The sequence below is a fragment of the Pseudomonas sp. UBA5706 genome, from assembly GCF_002419965.1.
Taxonomy (GTDB): Bacteria; Pseudomonadota; Gammaproteobacteria; order Pseudomonadales; family Pseudomonadaceae; genus Aquipseudomonas.
In genome coordinates, this window is record NZ_DIHC01000004.1 from 1 (window position 1) to 16,258 (window position 16,258).

At 60.0% G+C, this 16,258-nt stretch carries 16 protein-coding genes and 1 pseudogene; 9 read left to right on the forward strand and 8 right to left on the reverse strand.

What is annotated here, in order from left to right; translation table 11 throughout:
- Positions 1 to 110: 110 nt before the first annotated feature.
- The 3 genes from B3I26_RS02220 to B3I26_RS02230 form a co-directional block, all read right to left on the reverse strand.
- Complete coding sequence (locus B3I26_RS02220; protein WP_296254683.1) at positions 111 to 764, reverse strand: TetR/AcrR family transcriptional regulator; 654 nt, start codon at positions 762 to 764, stop codon at positions 111 to 113.
- Between the two features lie 5 nt (positions 765 to 769).
- On the reverse strand, positions 770 to 2,113 hold the full coding sequence (gene pssA / locus B3I26_RS02225; protein ID WP_296254685.1) for a CDP-diacylglycerol--serine O-phosphatidyltransferase: 1,344 nt from the start codon (positions 2,111 to 2,113) through the stop codon (positions 770 to 772).
- Positions 2,114 to 2,323: 210 nt separating this feature from the next.
- Positions 2,324 to 3,328 (reverse strand): NADP-dependent oxidoreductase, encoded by a 1,005-nt coding sequence (locus tag B3I26_RS02230; protein ID WP_296254686.1) that lies wholly within the window; start codon positions 3,326 to 3,328, stop codon positions 2,324 to 2,326.
- 243 nt (positions 3,329 to 3,571) lie between these two features.
- Between B3I26_RS02230 and B3I26_RS02235 the strand changes: the two genes are divergently transcribed.
- From B3I26_RS02235 to B3I26_RS28770, 4 genes and pseudogenes are all read left to right on the forward strand, one after another.
- On the forward strand, positions 3,572 to 4,333 hold the full coding sequence (locus B3I26_RS02235) for an SDR family oxidoreductase (RefSeq protein WP_296254687.1): 762 nt from the start codon (positions 3,572 to 3,574) through the stop codon (positions 4,331 to 4,333).
- 123 nt (positions 4,334 to 4,456) lie between these two features.
- Positions 4,457 to 5,386 (forward strand): S66 peptidase family protein, encoded by a 930-nt coding sequence (locus B3I26_RS02240; protein WP_296254689.1) that lies wholly within the window; start codon positions 4,457 to 4,459, stop codon positions 5,384 to 5,386.
- A 1,189-nt stretch (positions 5,387 to 6,575) separates the two neighbouring features.
- Positions 6,576 to 6,800, forward strand: a pseudogene (locus B3I26_RS28765) (HAMP domain-containing protein); the annotation flags it as partial.
- Positions 6,798 to 7,661, forward strand: a complete 864-nt coding sequence (locus tag B3I26_RS28770; protein ID WP_409522062.1) for a methyl-accepting chemotaxis protein — start codon at positions 6,798 to 6,800, stop codon at positions 7,659 to 7,661. The pseudogene B3I26_RS28765 and the gene B3I26_RS28770, both read left to right, overlap by 3 nt.
- A gap of 178 nt (positions 7,662 to 7,839) precedes the next feature.
- On the opposite strand, the gene B3I26_RS02250 is transcribed toward B3I26_RS28770, so the two are convergent.
- Both B3I26_RS02250 and B3I26_RS02255 read right to left on the reverse strand, forming a co-directional pair.
- The gene (locus B3I26_RS02250; protein ID WP_296254693.1) at positions 7,840 to 9,027 is read right to left on the reverse strand and encodes a benzoate/H(+) symporter BenE family transporter; all 1,188 of its coding nucleotides are present in this window, start codon (positions 9,025 to 9,027) and stop codon (positions 7,840 to 7,842) included.
- Between the two features lie 223 nt (positions 9,028 to 9,250).
- Positions 9,251 to 9,694, reverse strand: coding sequence for a MarR family transcriptional regulator (locus B3I26_RS02255; protein ID WP_296254696.1), 444 nt, complete (start codon positions 9,692 to 9,694; stop codon positions 9,251 to 9,253).
- A gap of 81 nt (positions 9,695 to 9,775) precedes the next feature.
- Here B3I26_RS02255 and B3I26_RS02260 point away from each other — a divergent pair, with 81 nt between their 5' ends.
- The 3 genes from B3I26_RS02260 to B3I26_RS02270 all read left to right on the forward strand — a co-directional run bounded on the left by B3I26_RS02260 (position 9,776) and on the right by B3I26_RS02270 (position 12,125).
- On the forward strand, positions 9,776 to 10,942 hold the full coding sequence (locus B3I26_RS02260) for a PLP-dependent aminotransferase family protein (RefSeq protein ID WP_296254697.1): 1,167 nt from the start codon (positions 9,776 to 9,778) through the stop codon (positions 10,940 to 10,942).
- A 46-nt stretch (positions 10,943 to 10,988) separates the two neighbouring features.
- Complete coding sequence (locus B3I26_RS02265; protein ID WP_296254699.1) at positions 10,989 to 11,591, forward strand: glutathione S-transferase family protein; 603 nt, start codon at positions 10,989 to 10,991, stop codon at positions 11,589 to 11,591.
- A 147-nt stretch (positions 11,592 to 11,738) separates the two neighbouring features.
- A complete protein-coding gene (locus tag B3I26_RS02270; RefSeq protein WP_296254701.1) occupies positions 11,739 to 12,125 on the forward strand; it encodes a lysozyme inhibitor LprI family protein in 387 nt (128 codons plus the stop codon).
- A 118-nt stretch (positions 12,126 to 12,243) separates the two neighbouring features.
- On the opposite strand, the gene B3I26_RS02275 is transcribed toward B3I26_RS02270, so the two are convergent.
- Positions 12,244 to 12,615 (reverse strand): glutaredoxin domain-containing protein, encoded by a 372-nt coding sequence (locus tag B3I26_RS02275; RefSeq protein WP_296254703.1) that lies wholly within the window; start codon positions 12,613 to 12,615, stop codon positions 12,244 to 12,246.
- Between the two features lie 52 nt (positions 12,616 to 12,667).
- Positions 12,668 to 13,213 (reverse strand): GTP cyclohydrolase I FolE, encoded by a 546-nt coding sequence (gene folE, locus B3I26_RS02280; protein WP_296254705.1) that lies wholly within the window; start codon positions 13,211 to 13,213, stop codon positions 12,668 to 12,670.
- Between the two features lie 588 nt (positions 13,214 to 13,801).
- Here folE and B3I26_RS02285 point away from each other — a divergent pair.
- Entirely contained in the window at positions 13,802 to 14,119 is a 318-nt protein-coding gene (locus tag B3I26_RS02285) for a DUF1654 domain-containing protein (RefSeq protein WP_296254707.1), read from the forward strand.
- 295 nt (positions 14,120 to 14,414) lie between these two features.
- On the opposite strand, the gene B3I26_RS02290 is transcribed toward B3I26_RS02285, so the two are convergent.
- Complete coding sequence (locus B3I26_RS02290) at positions 14,415 to 15,287, reverse strand: S24 family peptidase (RefSeq protein WP_296254709.1); 873 nt, start codon at positions 15,285 to 15,287, stop codon at positions 14,415 to 14,417.
- Between the two features lie 246 nt (positions 15,288 to 15,533).
- On the opposite strand from B3I26_RS02290, the gene B3I26_RS02295 reads away from it, so the two are divergent.
- Positions 15,534 to 16,187: a hypothetical protein gene (locus B3I26_RS02295; protein WP_296254710.1), complete on the forward strand. Its 654-nt coding sequence runs from the start codon at positions 15,534 to 15,536 to the stop codon at positions 16,185 to 16,187.
- Positions 16,188 to 16,258: the final 71 nt, after the last annotated feature.

The following is a 16,258-nucleotide window of genomic DNA, read 5'->3' on the forward strand; positions in this document are numbered from 1 at the left end:
GTGACGCTCTGCGTGGGAATGTCTGCGCTGACGTTCTGCGTCAGGATGGCGGACGCAGAGCGTCCTGCGCGGCGTTACCACGCAGAGCGTGGGAACGATCATCACGATCATCAAACAGGAGGTTGCAGCAACACCATCACCCCCCGCACCACCAGATCCTGAATGAACACCAGCCAGTCCTGCCGCGGCCCCTGGCCGCCCATATCATGTCCGAGAAACGAGGTCAGGGTGTGCAGGTTGGAGTTATAGAAATAGCAGAGCGAAGCGATCATCAAGTAGACGTGCTTGAGGTCGACATCGTGGCGAAACAGGCCCTGTTGCTGACCGGCTTCGATAATCGGGCGAAGCACTCCCACCGCTTCTCCGGACAGCCGCCGCAGCTCGCTGGACTGCTTGGCGTGCTTGCCCTTGTGCAGGTTCTCGATGCTCAGGATCGCGACGAATTCCGGGTGGGTCACGTAGTAGTCCCAAACGAAGGCGACCAGTTGACGCAACGTCGCAACCGGCGTGGATGGGTCCAGTTGCAGCGTGCTTTCGGCCTGGTTGAAGCGCTCGTAGGTGTGCTCCAGCACCTTCACGAACAGCTTCTCCTTGCTGCCAAAGTAGTAGTAGATCATCCGGTCGTTGGACTCGGCTTCGGCCGAGATTTTTTCGATCCGCCCGCCCGAATAGCCGTCGCGGGTAAAGACTTTCGTCGCCGCCTTGAGAATCCGTGCTCGCGTCTCTTCGGCCTGTTGTGCGCGCACACCCGTGTTCTTGCTCATGCTGCTCAGAGAATCCGGTACAGCAAGCGTTCGACGCGCACCCGGCTGACCCGGCGCAGAAAAGTGCGCACGCCAATCGGGTATTCGCTCAGGGTGTCCAGCTCATCGAACTTGCCCACACGCTGGGTGTTGCGCATCAGCAATTCGAGTTCCTCGGCGCGCGGTGTCAGCCAATCGCCTTTGGGGTCATCGATCAACACGGCGTTTTCCAGGTCGAGCTGGAAGGCGCGGGGATTAAGATTGTTGCCGGTGATCAGGGTGTAGCGTTCGTCCGACCACAGGCCCTTGAGGTGAAAGGTGTTATCGCCGTCTTTCCACAGGTGAATGTTCAACGCCTGCTTGGCCACTGCAGTCTGATGCTTTTGCATGAAGCGGCGCAGGCTGATTTCATACAGATAGGGCAGCGCGGAAATGACCTTGAACGGCTCGTCTGGCGGGATGAAGAAGTCGTTGGCGGTCTTGTCGCCGATGATGATGTCGATTTTCACGCCGCGTTTAAGTGCGCGGTTGATCTCGCGTTTGACCACCAGCGGCATGTTGAAATACGGCGTGCACAGCGTCAGTTGATCACGGGTCGCGGCAATCAGATCGCACAGCACCTTGCTCAGGGGGTTCTTGTTGCCGATGCCCAGTAGCGGGATCACCCGCAATTCGCCGTTTTCCCGAACCCCGTCATTCACGTCGTAGCAAGCGCGTTTGAGGCGCTGGCGAAACTGACGGATTTCCCCTCGAATGCTGCGTGAGCTTGGCGGGGAGGGCAGGTCAAGACGATGCACGGCGTCAGAGGGCAGGATTTGCTCCTGCACCAGCCGCTGGAACGAATCGGCCAGCGCCGGGTTTTCCAGCAACTGATAGCGGTCCAGGCGGTATTTGCCGAGCATGTCCAGATACACGTTGTTAATACTGGCGCCGGTGTAGAGCACGCAGTCGTCGATGATGCTGCCTTTAAGGTGCAACACACCGAACAGCTCGCGGGTCTGCACCGGCACGCCGTAGATCGGCACCTCCTGGTCGTGCTCCAGGTTCTGCGCCTGATACCACGCCGAGTTGCCTGCCTGCTTGCCCGCGCCGATCAGCCCGCGCTGGGCGCGGAACCAGTCAACCAGCACCACGACGTCCAGCGCGGGCCGGGCGGCTTTCGCGGCATAGAGGGCGTCAAGGATTTGCTGGCCGGCTTCGTCCTGCTGCAGATACAGCGCGACGATGTAGATGCGCCGGGTCGCCGAAGCGATCTTTTCCAGCAACGCGCGGCGATAATCGGCGGCGCTCGGCAAAATGGTAATCGCTGCACTGGACGATTCGAAACCGCGCAGTGCCGCAAGGGAAGAACGTCGGAAGGGAGCCCGCATAAGCCTCTCAATGGATCGAATCAACAGCGCACGAGCTTACACCAGAGTGCGCTCAGTAGTGCCTTGGGCAGCGTGATCGCAGACTTTGTTCATCAAATTTACAGCGACTCGGCCAGTCGCTGCATGCGCTCCCGGTATCCGTCGGGCTTGCCAATGGTGGCGAAGCCCGAATCGCCGCCGGCAAGTCAGGATGGGCCAGGGCGATGTGCGTTACACCTTCAATAGCAGCTTTCCATGGTTTTCACCCTTGAACAGCATCTGCAAGGTTTCCGGGAACGTCTCAAGGCCCTCGACGATGTGTTCCTTGCTCTTGAGCGTACCTTGAGCGAGCCAGCCAGCCATTTGTGCGCTAGCCCTGGCAAAGTGTTCAGCGTGGTCCATGACCACGAAGCCTTCCATGCGCGCGCGATTGACCAGCAGTGACAGGTAGTTGGCCGGACCTTTGACCGCCTCCTTGTTGTTGTACTGACTTATTGCCCCGCAGATCACCACGCGCGCCTTCGGTGCCAGGCGCGTGAGCACGGCGTCGAGAATATCGCCGCCGACGTTATCGAAAAACACGTCCACGCCTTTTGGGCATTCTCGTTTGAGAGCTGCATGAATGTCTTCGTGCTTGTAATCGATCGCGCCGTCGAAGCCGAATTCGTCGATCAGCGCCTGGCATTTTTCCTTGCCTCCGGCAATGCCGATCACGCGGCAACCCTTGATCCTGGCGATTTGCCCGGCAATGCTGCCCACAGCACCTGCGGCGCCAGAAATGACTACCGTGTCGCCTGCCTTCGGCTGGCCGACCTCCAGCAAGGCGAAATAGGCCGACATGCCGGTCATCCCCAATGCCGCCAGGTACACCGGCAGCGGTAGCAACTTCGGATCGACTGTGTGGAGGCTGTCGGGTTCGCCAACAAAATAGTCCTGGACCCCGAGTACACCTTGAACGTAATCGCCAACGGCGAATGTCGGACTCTGCGATGCGACGACCTTGCCCACCCCGAGTGCACGCATCACCTCGCCCAGTCCTACCGGCGCGATGTAGGACTTGCCTTCGTTCATCCAGCCGCGCATGGCCGGGTCCAGGGACAGGTACTCGCTTTTCACCAGCACTTGCCCGGCTTTGGGCTCGACCACGGGAACGGTCTGAAAGGTAAAGTCATCGCGGCTGGCAGCGCCGTCCGGGCGGCGGGTGAGCAGAAATTGGCGGTTACTCAGAGAGGTCATGGCAGCTTCCTGGTTGACGAGACAAACGCCATTGATAGACGCCCCTTGCGGTTATCGCAAGCAAAGCTGCATGAGCGAATGCGTGTCGATCCATGAGGATGATGCGCGATGTCCAGGGCATCACCACCACCCATGATCTTGTAACCGGGGCCTTGATAATGCTGACTTGCTGACGGCTCGCGTGACTAAACTGCGGCGCAAGGCCACAAGCCTCCCTATAAAAACACAAGACAGGACGACTTCATGAGCATGACTTTTTCCGGGCAGGTTGCCTTGGTGACCGGCGCCGCGGCGGGTATTGGTCGAGCCACCGCGCTGGCGTTTGCCGCGCAGGGCCTGAAAGTGGTGGCAGTGGACCTGGACCGCGACGGCGGGGAAGGGACCGCGCAGTCGATTCGTCAGGCCGGTGGCGAGGCCCTGTTCCTGCGCTGCGACGTCACCAGGGAGGGCGAAGTGCAGCAGATGGTGGGTAAGGCTGTCGAGGCGTTCGGCCGGATCGACTATGCGTTCAACAATGCCGGGATCGAGATCGAGAAGGGCCGTCTGGCCGAGGGCAGCGAGGCCGAATTCGACGCGATCATGGGCGTCAACGTCAAAGGCGTCTGGCTGTGCATGAAGCATCAGTTGCCGGTGATGCTGGCGCAGGGCGGTGGTGCGATCGTCAACACGGCGTCGGTGGCGGGACTGGGCGCCGCGCCGAAAATGAGCATCTATGCGGCCTCCAAGCATGCGGTGATCGGCCTGACCAAGTCGGCCGCCATCGAGTACGCCAAGAAGCACATTCGGGTTAACGCGGTGTGTCCGGCGGTGATCGACACTGATATGTTCCGTCGCGCCCACGAAGCCGATCCGCGCAAGGCCGCGTTCGCCGCGACCCTGCACCCGGTGGGCCGCATCGGCAAGGTCGAGGAGATCGCCAGTGCCGTGCTGTACCTGTGCAGCGATGGCGCAGCGTTCACCACCGGGCACTCGCTGGCGGTGGACGGTGGGGTTACCGCGTTTTGAGCTGACCGGAAGGCTTCATCGACTCAGCGAGCGTGTGTGAAGCACGTGGCTACCGGCCTCTGGCTTCAAAACCGGGACTGCTCTACATTGCGCGTTCATTCGAAAGCCACACGAGTCGTTGAAATGCCTGTGTCCCGACCGACCCTTAACCCTAATGTCCTGTACCCCGGTGACGCCGTGGCGCTGGTATCGCCTGCCAGCCCCGTGGCCCAAGCGCGAGTTGAAGCGGCGGTACGCGAATTGTCGTCCTGGGGGCTGCGGCCCAGGGTCTACCCTCATGCGCTGGACGCTGAGCATTACCTGGCCGGCGGCGACGCTACCCGTGCTGCCGATCTCAACGACGCGCTGGCCGACCCTGACATCCGCGCGGTGCTGTGCACGCGCGGCGGCTACGGCGTTCAGCGAATCCTCGAACACCTGGATTACGATGCGGTGCGCCGCGATCCGAAGCTGGTGGTGGGCTTTTCCGACATCACTGCATTGCACGCGGCACTGTGGTCCCACGCCGGGCTGGTCACGATTCATGGCCCGGTCGCCGCGCAACTGGAGCGCGGTGGTCTGTTCGCCAGCACACTCAAACACGCGCTGATGAGCACGGAACCGTTGGTGGTGGAAGCTGATCGGGAGGAACCGACGTTCCGCGTACGCACCACCGGGGTGGCCCACGGCACTTTGCTCGGCGGCAATCTGAGTATCCTCAGCACATGTGTCGGCACCGCCTTCATGCCCGATTTAAATGGCGCCATATTGTTGATCGAAGAAGTGGGCGAATTGGCCTATCGCGTGGATCGGCTGCTGACCCATCTGGGTAACTGCGGGTTGCTCAAGGGGCTTGCAGGCATTGCCGTCGGACAGTTCATTGAACCGGGGCATGGCAATAATGCCGTCAGGCCCGCCGACGTGTTGAGCGAACGCCTCGGTACGCTGGGTATTCCGGTAGTGGGCGGACTGTCGATCGGGCACGGTGATCGGAACCGGGCGGTGGCGCTGGGCAGTCGCGCCACGCTTGACGCCGACAGTGGGACGCTGACAGTCGCACCTGCCGCGCACTGACTGCCCGAGCGTTACCGGCGCACAAACCTCGCCTCATGCCCTCTTTCGCGCCGTGACGGCGCGTTACCGTTCATCGCATCTTGCGCGCGGTTGAAGCGCGCTTGCCCCCTGCTTTGCTGTTGAAGATCGCGCTCGTGCCGATAACCGTTCTATAAGCGACTTCGGCGTAGCTAATTGCCATTATTGCGGGGTCAAACCCTTGTTTTGCTGCTGACTCATTGCGAACCTGCACGAAAATTGAATGGCCGTGCTGAACACGGCTTCGTCGTGTGCCTTTTAGCCGTGTGGGTCGGGGACTGAATCTATGATTTCGGCCGTGCAATTGCGTGTTGCCAATCTTGGAATGGCAAAGAAACTGGGTATCGGGTTCTTCCTCGTTCTGCTGCTGACGGCCGTGGTTGCCGCGATAGGGGTTTGGTCGCTGCGTTCGATTACGGTGCATTTCGACAGCCTCAAAGAGATGACCGCGCTCAATACCGCCCTTAACCGCGTACGCCTGTTGGAGCAGGACTATGCGCTGCACGGCGACCCCAAGCGGGTCGACGAGCTGCACGCCGGCCTGGACCGGTTGAACGGTCAGGCCGAACAACTCAAGTCAGGTTCGGCAGTCAATCAACAGGTCATGGGCCAGGTCCAACACGCGCTGGCTGCCTACCGCACATCCTTCGATGAGTTCGTCAGTATCAGTCAGAGCAAGGACCTGGCCCTGGAAATGGCCAGTTGGTCGGTGTCCAGCGTGGCCAATAACCTGGATGTATTGCAGGCCGGGCTCGCTGACGACGGGGCGTACACCCTCAAGGATTCGCAAGGGCAACAGGGGGCGGAATTCATCGAGCAGTCCGGTCAGGTCAGTCAGGTCTCAAGGCTGATGATGCAGGCCATGGACGAGGCGCGCGTGCGCCTGGACCAGAGCCGCAAGACCGGCTCGGGCGAGCAGGCCAAGACGGGCAAGATCGAACAGGCCGTGCAGGCCCAGGAACTGGCCGAGCAGATCAAGGGTGTGATCAAGGATCCGGGCTACCTCACCGTGCTGGCCGAAGTTATCGAGCACATCACCAATTTTGGCGACAAGCTCAACGAATACACAGGCCTGCTGGCCGACGAGGCCAGGGTCTCCCAACAACTGGCGGGCAACGCGAAAGCCGTGGTTCAGCAGGTCAACCAGGCCTACGATGCCGAAGACCAATCGATGCTGGCTGAACTGCAGACCAATTCGCTGAAGATCATCGGTTCTTCGATCCTTGCACTGGTCGTCGGCCTGATCGCCGCGTTCGTCATCACCCGTATCATCGTTGCACCGCTGCGCAGCGTGATCGCCATTGCCCAGCGCATCGCTTCCGGCGACCTGAGTGGCCATGTGCTCGTCACCCGCAAGGATGAAATCGGTCAACTGATGCAGGCCATGCAGCAGATGAGTGCGGGATTGAGCAGCATCGTCAGCGGCCTGCAAGCGGGTATTGAGCAATTGGCGACGTCGGCGCATTCGTTGTCGGCGGTCACCGAACAGACCAACCTGGAAGTCAGCACTCAAAAGGAAGAGACCGAGCAGGTGGCCACGGCCATGAACCAGATGACCTCCACCGTGCACGATGTTGCGCGCAATGCCGAAGAAGCGGCGCTGGCCGCGCAGACGGCCGACACCAAGGTCGATAGCGGGCAGGCGGTGGTGCGCCAGAGCATGCAGCGCATTGAGCAACTGGCGACCTCGGCCGGTTCGGCCAGCCACAGCATCGAAAGCCTGAGCGCCGAAATCCAGAACATCGGCAAGGTGCTGAGCGTGATCAACAGCGTCGCCGAGCAGACCAACCTGTTGGCCCTCAATGCGGCCATCGAGGCCGCGCGGGCGGGCGAACAGGGTAGGGGCTTTGCGGTGGTGGCTGACGAAGTACGGGCACTGGCCAAGCGTACTCAACAGTCGACCGAGGAGATCGAACGTTTGGTGACCCGTCTGCAAAGCGGGGCGCAGGCGTCGGTGGCGCAGATTCAAAGCAGCGGCGAGTTGGTCAAGCTGGCGGTCAGTGACGCACTGCAGACAGAAAGCGCACTGGGCAGCATCGCCGCTGCTGTGTCGTTGATTCAGCAGATGAACCAGCAGATCGCCGCCGCCGCCGAGCAACAGAGTTCGGTGGCCGAAGAGATCAACCGCAGCGTCACCAGCATCCGCGCCAGCGCTGATCAGTCAGCCTTGGCCATGCAAGGTAACGCGGCCTCCAGCATCGAGCTGGCCTCGTTGGGAATGGAATTGAAGGGGATGGTAGGGCATTTCAGGCTTTAAGCCATCGCTGGGTTCGGCTGCGCAGCAGGCGTAAAGCCTGATGGGGCGGTGTGCCTATACACCGCGTCTGCTGACGTTGCTGCCGCTTCGCGCCAGATCGCAAGCAAGGTGGAGCACTACCGGTCGCTCCTGTGGCCCTTGGTCAGAAGCGGTTCTCGAGGCGGTCTGTGTTTTGATTTCATTTGCGATAATTCAAAATCAGCAACGTCAGCACCCCGGCCACAATCCCCCAGAACGCCGAGCCGATGGAAAACAGCGTCAGCCCAGAGGCCGTGACCATAAAGGTAATCAACGCCGCTTCACGCTCCCTGGGTTGGCTCATCGCTACCGTCAGGCCGTTGATGATCGAGCCGAACAGCGCCAATGCTGCGATCGACAGCACCAGTTCCTTGGGAAAGGCCGCGAACAGGGCCGCAAGTGTCGCGCCGAACACCCCGGCGATGGCGTAGAAAATGCCGCACCAGAGGGCGGCCGTGTAGCGCTTGTCATGGTCTTCATGGGCGTGTGGGCCGGTACAAATGGCGGCGCTGATCGCGGCCATGGTGATGCCGTGGGCACCGAACGGGGCGGTGATCAGCGAGATCAGTCCCGTGGCGGTAATCAACGGCGAGGCGGGCACCTGATAGTCATCGGCGCGCAAGACGGCGATACCGGGCATGTTCTGCGAGGTCATGGCGACGACGAACAGCGGAATGCCGATACTGACGGTCGCGCCCAGCGAAAACGCCGGCGTGGTCCATACCGGCACCGCGACTTCCAGGTTAAAACCGCTGAAATCGAGCATGCCTAGCGAGGCCGACAGCGCCACGCCCACCAACAGTGTGACGAGCACCGCGTAGCGCGGCGAATAGCGCTTGACGATCAGGTAGGTGAAAAACATGCCCAGTACCAGGCCGGTGCGGTGTTGTGCAGCAACGAAAATCTCGCTGCCGATCTTGAACAGAATGCCCGCCAGCAGCGCTGCCGCCAGCGAGGTAGGAAGACGCTTGACCAGTCTTTCAAAGCTGCCGGTAATGCCGCAGATGAGCACCAGAATTGCGCTGGTGATAAAGGCGCCGATGGCTTCGGGATAGGCCACCTGGCCCAGGCTGGTGATCAGCAACGCTGCTCCCGGCGTCGACCAGGCCACGGTGATGGGTGAGCGATAGCGCAATGACAACCCGATGTTGCAGACCGCCATGCCCATGAACAGCGCCCAGATCCAGGAAGAAATCTGCACCGACGTCAACCCGGCGGCTTGTCCGGCCTGAAAGATCAGGACCAGTGAGCTGGTCACGCCGGTCATCATCGCGATGAACCCGGCGACGATGGCCGAAGGTGCGGAATCGCTCAGCGGGCGCAAGGGCAGGTGAGTCACGTCAGTCATACGGTCGTTCCTTGGAACTGCGGTGTGAAGAGCTGCAAGCCTATACGCAGTCGCGACAGTTCGTTGCGGTACAGCCGCGCGCCCGATAATCGGCACAGTTGCGCATCACGTTTGCTCACGCCCTCAATCGCACAGCTGCCGGCGACGCCGATTTTCGCAGACTCCTGCGCCGGTAAACCGCGCTGCTAGCGCGAATGCGTCAACTCACGCTTGCCATGACCGGTCAACGTGGCCCCAGCGTGTTGCCCAACGCCTGATTCACCGCCAGCCAGCCGTCTACCGCCTCTTGCCCTGCCTCGGTGAACACCCGCTGCAGCAGTTTCACCTGCTCGCGACGCAGCGACTCTTCGAACCTTGCCCCCTCATCCGTCAACTGCAGCAAGCGTTTGCGTTTGTCATCCGCGGGCGCGACGCTGAGCACCAACTCCATCTCCACCAGCTGACGCAACGGCGTATTGAGCGCCTGCTTGCTCACGCCGAGCACGCCAAGCAATTGCTTCACGCTTAGGCCTGGGTACCGAGCGATGAAAAAGGCGATGCGCTGATGCACTCGGCTCAAACCCCGACGGTCGAGCATCTCGTCGGCCTTGGCCGTGAACGCCTGATAGCCGAAAAAGAACGCTTCCATGGCGATTTGCTGGGTCGAAGAATTTTTAAGGTCAAGCATATTGACGTATCCGGCTGCGGCATCGTAATTTCGGTCAAGCAGTTTGACGTATTTCCATTTATTTCCGCCACTGGTGATCTCATGGCTTTTTCTGAACGCGTCACCCGTTTGAAGAGTTCTCTGATTCGCGAAATCCTCGCCGCCGCCCAGCGGCCCGAGATGATGTCCTTCGCCGGTGGCCTGCCCGCCGAGGCCATGTTGCCGCAAAGCGAATGGACCGGCATGCCGCGCAGCATCGGCCAGTACGGCATGAGCGAGGGCGAGCCGCTGTTGCGTGAAGCGCTTGCCGCGCAGGCGCGGGAGCTGGGGATTGCCTGCGACGCGAGTCAGGTCATGATCGTCAGCGGCTCGCAACAGACGCTGGACCTGGCTGCCAAGTTATACCTCGACAAAGGCACCGAAATTCTTCTCGAAGGTCCGACCTACCTGGCAGCGCTGCAGATTTTCCAGCTGTTCGGCGCCGAATGCCTGACCGTGCCGTTGCTGGCCGAAGGACCGGACCTGAACGTGCTGCGTCAACGCCTGGAACAGCACAAGCCGTCTTTCGCCTACCTGATCCCGACCTTCCAGAATCCATCGGCAGTACGCTACAGCGAGGCGGCGCGGGACGCGGTGGCGGCGTTGCTGGACAAGTTCGGCGTGACCCTGATCGAAGATGAGCCCTATCGCGAACTGACCTTCGACGGTGGCAGCGCTCGGCCGATCGTCAGTCGCCTGAAGAAAGCCAGCTGGATCTACACCGGCACCGTGTCCAAAACCCTGATGCCCGGTTTGCGGGTGGGTTACCTGATCGCCTCGCCGGACCTGTTCCCGCACCTGCTCAAGCTCAAGCAAGCGGCTGACCTGCACACCAACCGCGTCGGTCAGTGGCAGGCCTTGCAGTGGATCGGCAGTGAACGCTATCAGCAGCACCTGCTGGAGCTGCGCGGTTTCTATCGCGAGCGCCGCGATCAATTCGAAGCCGCGCTGCAGCGTCATTTCAGTGACCTGGCAGAATGGAACAGCCCCCAGGGCGGCCTGTTCTTCTGGTTGACGCTCAAAGACAAACTCGACACCCGTTCACTGCTGCACACCGCGTTGGCGCAGAATGTCGCGTTCATGCCCGGCGAACCGTTTTTCACTGATCCGGATGCCAACCCCGGTTACCTGCGTCTGAATTTCAGCCACATCGAGCCGCAGCGTCTGGACGAAGGATTGAAGCGCTTGGCAGCGGTTATCAGGGAAGCGCAGAGGGCCCTTGCGGCCTGATACATTACGCACACGCAACAGCTCGGCATTAAGAGGGGAGCAGCAGATGTACAAGGTTTATGGCGATTACAATTCGGGCAACTGCTACAAGATCAAGCTGATGCTCAATTTGCTCGGTGCGCAATACCAATGGGTGCCAGTGGACATTCTCAAGGGTGAGACCGAAACCGAGGCGTTTCTGGCAAAAAATCCCAATGGCAAGATTCCAGTGCTGGAACTCGACGACGGCACGTGCCTCTGGGAGTCGAACGCGATTCTCAATTTTCTGGCTGAAGGCACGCCGTTTCTGCTGACCGAGCCACGCCTGCGTACGCAGATGCTGCAATGGCAATTCTTCGAGCAGTACAGCCACGAACCGAGCATTGCTGTCGCGCGCTTCATTCAGTTTTACCTGGGACTGCCACAAGAACGTCTGGAGGAGTACCAATCCCTGCACAGGCGCGGGTACAAGGCATTGAAGGTCATGGAGCAGCAACTGCTGCGCACACCATTTTTGGTGGGTGAGCGATTTTCCATTGCCGACATCGCGCTGTACGCCTACACCCATGTCGCCCATCAGGGCGGTTTCGACCTGACCCGGTTTCCGGCCATTGAAGGCTGGCTGGCGCGGGTCCAGCAACAGCCGGGCTATGTCGGCATGCTGGATTGACCTGCGGAAAAATAAAAACCGGCCCTGGCAGCAGTGGCCGGTTTTTTTATGTCTGAACACTGTGCCTGGCAGCATCCGGTGTCCTCAGTATTCAAGCTGCGTGCGCTTGGCTCGGTCCGGGCGTTCATCCAGAAAAGGGAATATTCAATGCGCTACATGATGATAGGCCTCGGCATGCTGATGGCCCTGGGGATCGGCTGCTCGGCCCAGGCCGAGGATTGCGATGCCAATCAGGCTGCGATGAATCAATGCGCGAGCAAGCAATTCGCAACGCTGGATGCCGAGTTGAATGAGCAGTACAAGGCGCAGATGTCGTACTTGACCACATCGGATCGCAAGAAAGCGTTGCAGGTTGCACAGAAGCAGTGGATCGCTTTTCGTGATGCCGATTGCAAGTACCAGGTCGGCAAGCGCGAAGATGGTGGCAGTATGTGGCCGCTGGCCCAGGCGCAGTGCATGGCGGAACGAACCAAGGTACGGATCGAGCAACTGAAGGCGTATACCGCGTGCCGTGAGGAGGGCTGCCCGCGCTGACCGCAACGCGCTGTCAGGCAGAACACCATGAGCAGTGAGGACCTGAGCCACCCTGTTTGCGGCGCAAGCGCTTGAATGCCGTCACCGCTGGTCTGTCAGCTGCTAAAAGGGGCAGCAGTCACACTGCCGAAAAGCGCTGATTCAGGTAATCGATGATCACCTTGGACTCATACATCCAGACCGTTTTGTCGGTTCCTTCGATACGCAGGCACGGCACTTTGATCCTGCCGCCCCCGCTGAGCAGGGTCTGGCGGTCTAGCTCGTTGTTCTTCGCGTCGCGCAAGACCACCGGAACATTCAGCCGCCGCAGGGTGCGGCGCGTCTTGACGCAGAACGGGCAGGCGTTGAACTGGTAGAGGGTCAGGTCCTTGCCCGAAGCCTCCACCGCTGCCTGAGCGGCTGGCGTACGTTTCTTCCTGGCGGGACGGGTCAGGAAGTCGCCCAGGATAACCAACTGGCCAACACCGACCCTTAATGCCTTCATCAACATGCTTGAAACCTCGCGGCCGCAACATCGGTTGCGGCGCTTCTGAATGCCCGGATCACTTGATCAGGCTGAGGAACTCGGTACGGGTGGCAGCGTTTTCGCGAAACTCGCCGAGCATTACCGAGGTAATCATCGACGAGTTCTGTTTCTCCACACCGCGCATCATCATGCACATGTGCTTGGCTTCGATCACCACCGCCACGCCCAGCGCGCCGGTGACCTGCTGAACGGCTTCGGCGATCTGACGGCTGAGGTTTTCCTGGATCTGCAGGCGGCGGGCGAACATATCGACGATGCGCGCGACCTTGGACAGCCCCAGCACCTTGCCACGGGGGATGTAGGCGACGTGGGCCTTGCCAATGAACGGCAGCAAGTGGTGTTCGCACAACGAGTACAACTCGATGTCCTTAACCAGCACCATCTCACTGTTGTCGGAGCTGAACAGCGCGCCGTTGGTGACTTCTTCCAGCGTCTGCTGATAGCCGCGGCAAAGATACTGCATGGCTTTGGCCGCACGTTTCGGGGTGTCGAGCAGGCCTTCGCGGGAGACGTCCTCACCGAGTTGACCAAGGATCGCCGTGTAGTTCTGTTCCAGTGTCACAGGGTGTGTTCCGTGTGGGTTTCAGAGGGGTACTGTTTAAGGCTGTACCGAATGTAGACCAATCAGGATCGTGACCCGTTTTTCAAGCTCACTGCATACGGTGCTGGAGTTGTTCCATCGGGTATGAGTGGGCTGAGCATTGCACGCCGTGTCCGAACTGATTGGCAATGTACGCAGGAATCAGGCCCGCCATGCGGCACATGGTAGCGTAGGTGTGCTGGCAGGTGTACTGCCGTCTGCCGCCGATCGCCCGCTATCGACGGCTCGTTCAACGCATTTCTCCCTCAAACCGGCTTGTTGCGGGGCCCGCTGAAGCGAGTTGGCGGGCATTGTCGAATCGACGTTTCCACATTGTTCTTTTGCTTGAACACTGCCCTTGGGCGGCTCCATTCGCCGTCATCAGCGTTGCTGGCCTCTGATGAAAACCCCAGCGGCTGTCGCTTTTATCCCTTCGTTGTACCGATGCGATCACTGAACGCATCACGGGCGTATTGAGCGGGGACGTCGTCGCTGAATTTATTTTTTTGAAAAGATTGCGTATGCTAGCCGAAATAACTGTACATACATACAGATCATAGGGAGTGACTGATGACCGCATTGCAGCGAGAAAAACAAGAGCAAAGGGTTCAGGTATCAGGCGTAGAGCGACTCAATCTGCGCATTGCCTCGATGATCAACCACCCGATCGCCCAGCTTCAGCGATGGGTGACGATCCACCGCCTCGACACTGATGGTGATCGGGAATGGGATGAGGTGATGGGGATGCTTGCAGAGACAGTTGGTCTGCACATGACCTACAACGATGCAGACGGCTCAGTGACAGTGCGGTGGGAGCGTTCAGACGTTGACGAGCAGCCGGAGGAGATCGGTGACGTTTTTGCACATGAGCCACCGGCGCCGTTCTGAACTGCGCAAAGCCCGGCGCCAGGGCCGGGCAAGCATTAAACGCAGGTCCCACCTTTATGGTGCGAGCCGGTCCCGCCGGTGGGATGGGTACCTTTCGGACACGCCGATCCCAACAGCGGACTCGCTGACAGAATCGTGACCAGAACGAGCAGTGATATCTTTTTCATGAAGCCTCCTTGCACCGCGGAATGCGGTAACAGGCTATCGGCTTGGGGCGGGAAGCCTTTAAACCCAGGCAGGGGCAATCCGCCACTGTCCTGCCGGGCCGGGCCCGCGATGGATCGAACAACAAGGACTAGAGCAGGTTGGCGTTCCACACCAGCAGCACCCGAGCCTGGATGTAGGTTTCCTCTGCCCTGATGGTCTGCGGGGGGTGACGAGTGTTATCCGAGATCATGGTGAATTGCTCGTCGCCGACCCATTGCAGTCGTTTGATATAGAGATGGCCATCCCATGAAAACATGTAGACGCCATCCCCCACGAACTCACGAATGCTGATGTCGACCAAGAGCGGATCGCGATGTTTGATCGTCGGCGCCATGGACTGGCCCCACCCGGTCACCATCTTGAGGTGGAAGTGCTCTTTGAACTCGACTCCCATTTCCCGCAGGTGCTGCGGACTGACCCGGACGTCCTGCAGCATTTCAGGGTAGTCGTGGGGGATCTGCCCGCCACCCATCGCCGCACGCACGTCGTAATGTGCAATCCACACCTCACCGCCAACAACGCCTGGCCGATAGTAGTCAACCTCGACTGCACCTGTGCCCTCATCGCTCTCAGCGGCTGCCAACAAGCGCCTGCGGGCATCGTCGGAAAGCCCTTTTCCCTGACGTGCAAGCATCCGACGAACCAGCTCGGCGGCAGGAATGCTAGCGCCGGGGGACAGCGGTTGCTCCGCGCCGTGGGTCAGCCCGGCGATTTCTTTTGCCAGCCGCTTGCTGAATGCCTCAACGGGCACATCCAGCAAGCGTGACAGGACTACAGCAAATTTCGCGTTCAGCGCATTCGTGCCATTCAGGTACATCGCCACGGCCGCTGCCGAGATATCGGCAGCTTCTGCCAGGCGTGCCTGGGTCAGGCCAAGGGCATTCTTTCTGGAAACGAAAAGCGCCTTGGCGGCGTCGCATTCGGTTTTTAGCTCGGCGGATAACGCTTTCTTTCTGCTCATGGGTGGAATTTAACCGGTGGTTAAGTATTGCGCATTAACCGGCGGTATTGTAAACGAGATTACCGCCGGTTAACATTGGCGAGCGACGTGTTGCATAAGCAGGACATGGAGCCAGGTGTAGGAGCTTGGCGCGCAACGCTTAGGCGGTCGCGATGCCACCAGGTAGCTACGCACTGCACCATTAGAAATTTGAAGGCCCTAACGGCCCGGGCCCTGGCAAGTCTCAGGGTTCAAAGGAGAAACGACATGATGTATTCCAGCGTTTTGAGCGCCGTGGTGTCGGCGCTCGCCGCAGATGCTGTGGGCAATACCGCCAAGCAGGCTTGGCAGAATCTGTATAGCCCGCTCAACGAGGGCAGAGCGGACCTGAGGCTGCTGTCCTCCTCGAAGCGCCCCGGTGGCGACCGCAAAGTCGCCGACTGTTGGATTTATGCTCGCTTGCATTCGCAACTGACTCCGCGCCACTGGGGTGCGCTGGTGGCGAAGTTCAGCATGCACAAAGGCAAGAAGGTGCAGGCTATTGGCGAGCTGGTCCCGCTTGTCTGCTCACCTGCGCCGCAGTTGTTTATCTACAAGGCTGTCACAGCCTGGGCGATCCCACCCTTGAAGGGGGCGAAGGTCGCGAGCGAACCCAAGGCAGCACATCGGCCCGGCAAGCCATGCGCGACGTCCACGGGTCTTGGCCGCGAGCAGTACATCAAGCGCTCAACCGACATGATCGTGCTGCCGGATGCGTTCTACGACATCACGACCTGGGATGCTCAGGGCTTGAATCGAACGACTTACTGGCGGTGGAAGAGAGGGATCGAAGCCGCGTTGGACGCGCTGGTGAGGGATGCGTTGAAGTCAGCTGAAGTCATTCTTGTTCATGAGGGAATTTTAATGTCGGTCATTGCTTGACCACTGTTCATCCATACAGTATTGTTTCCCCATGCTGTCATTCCTACGCAAGTAGGACTACCCACTGAGCC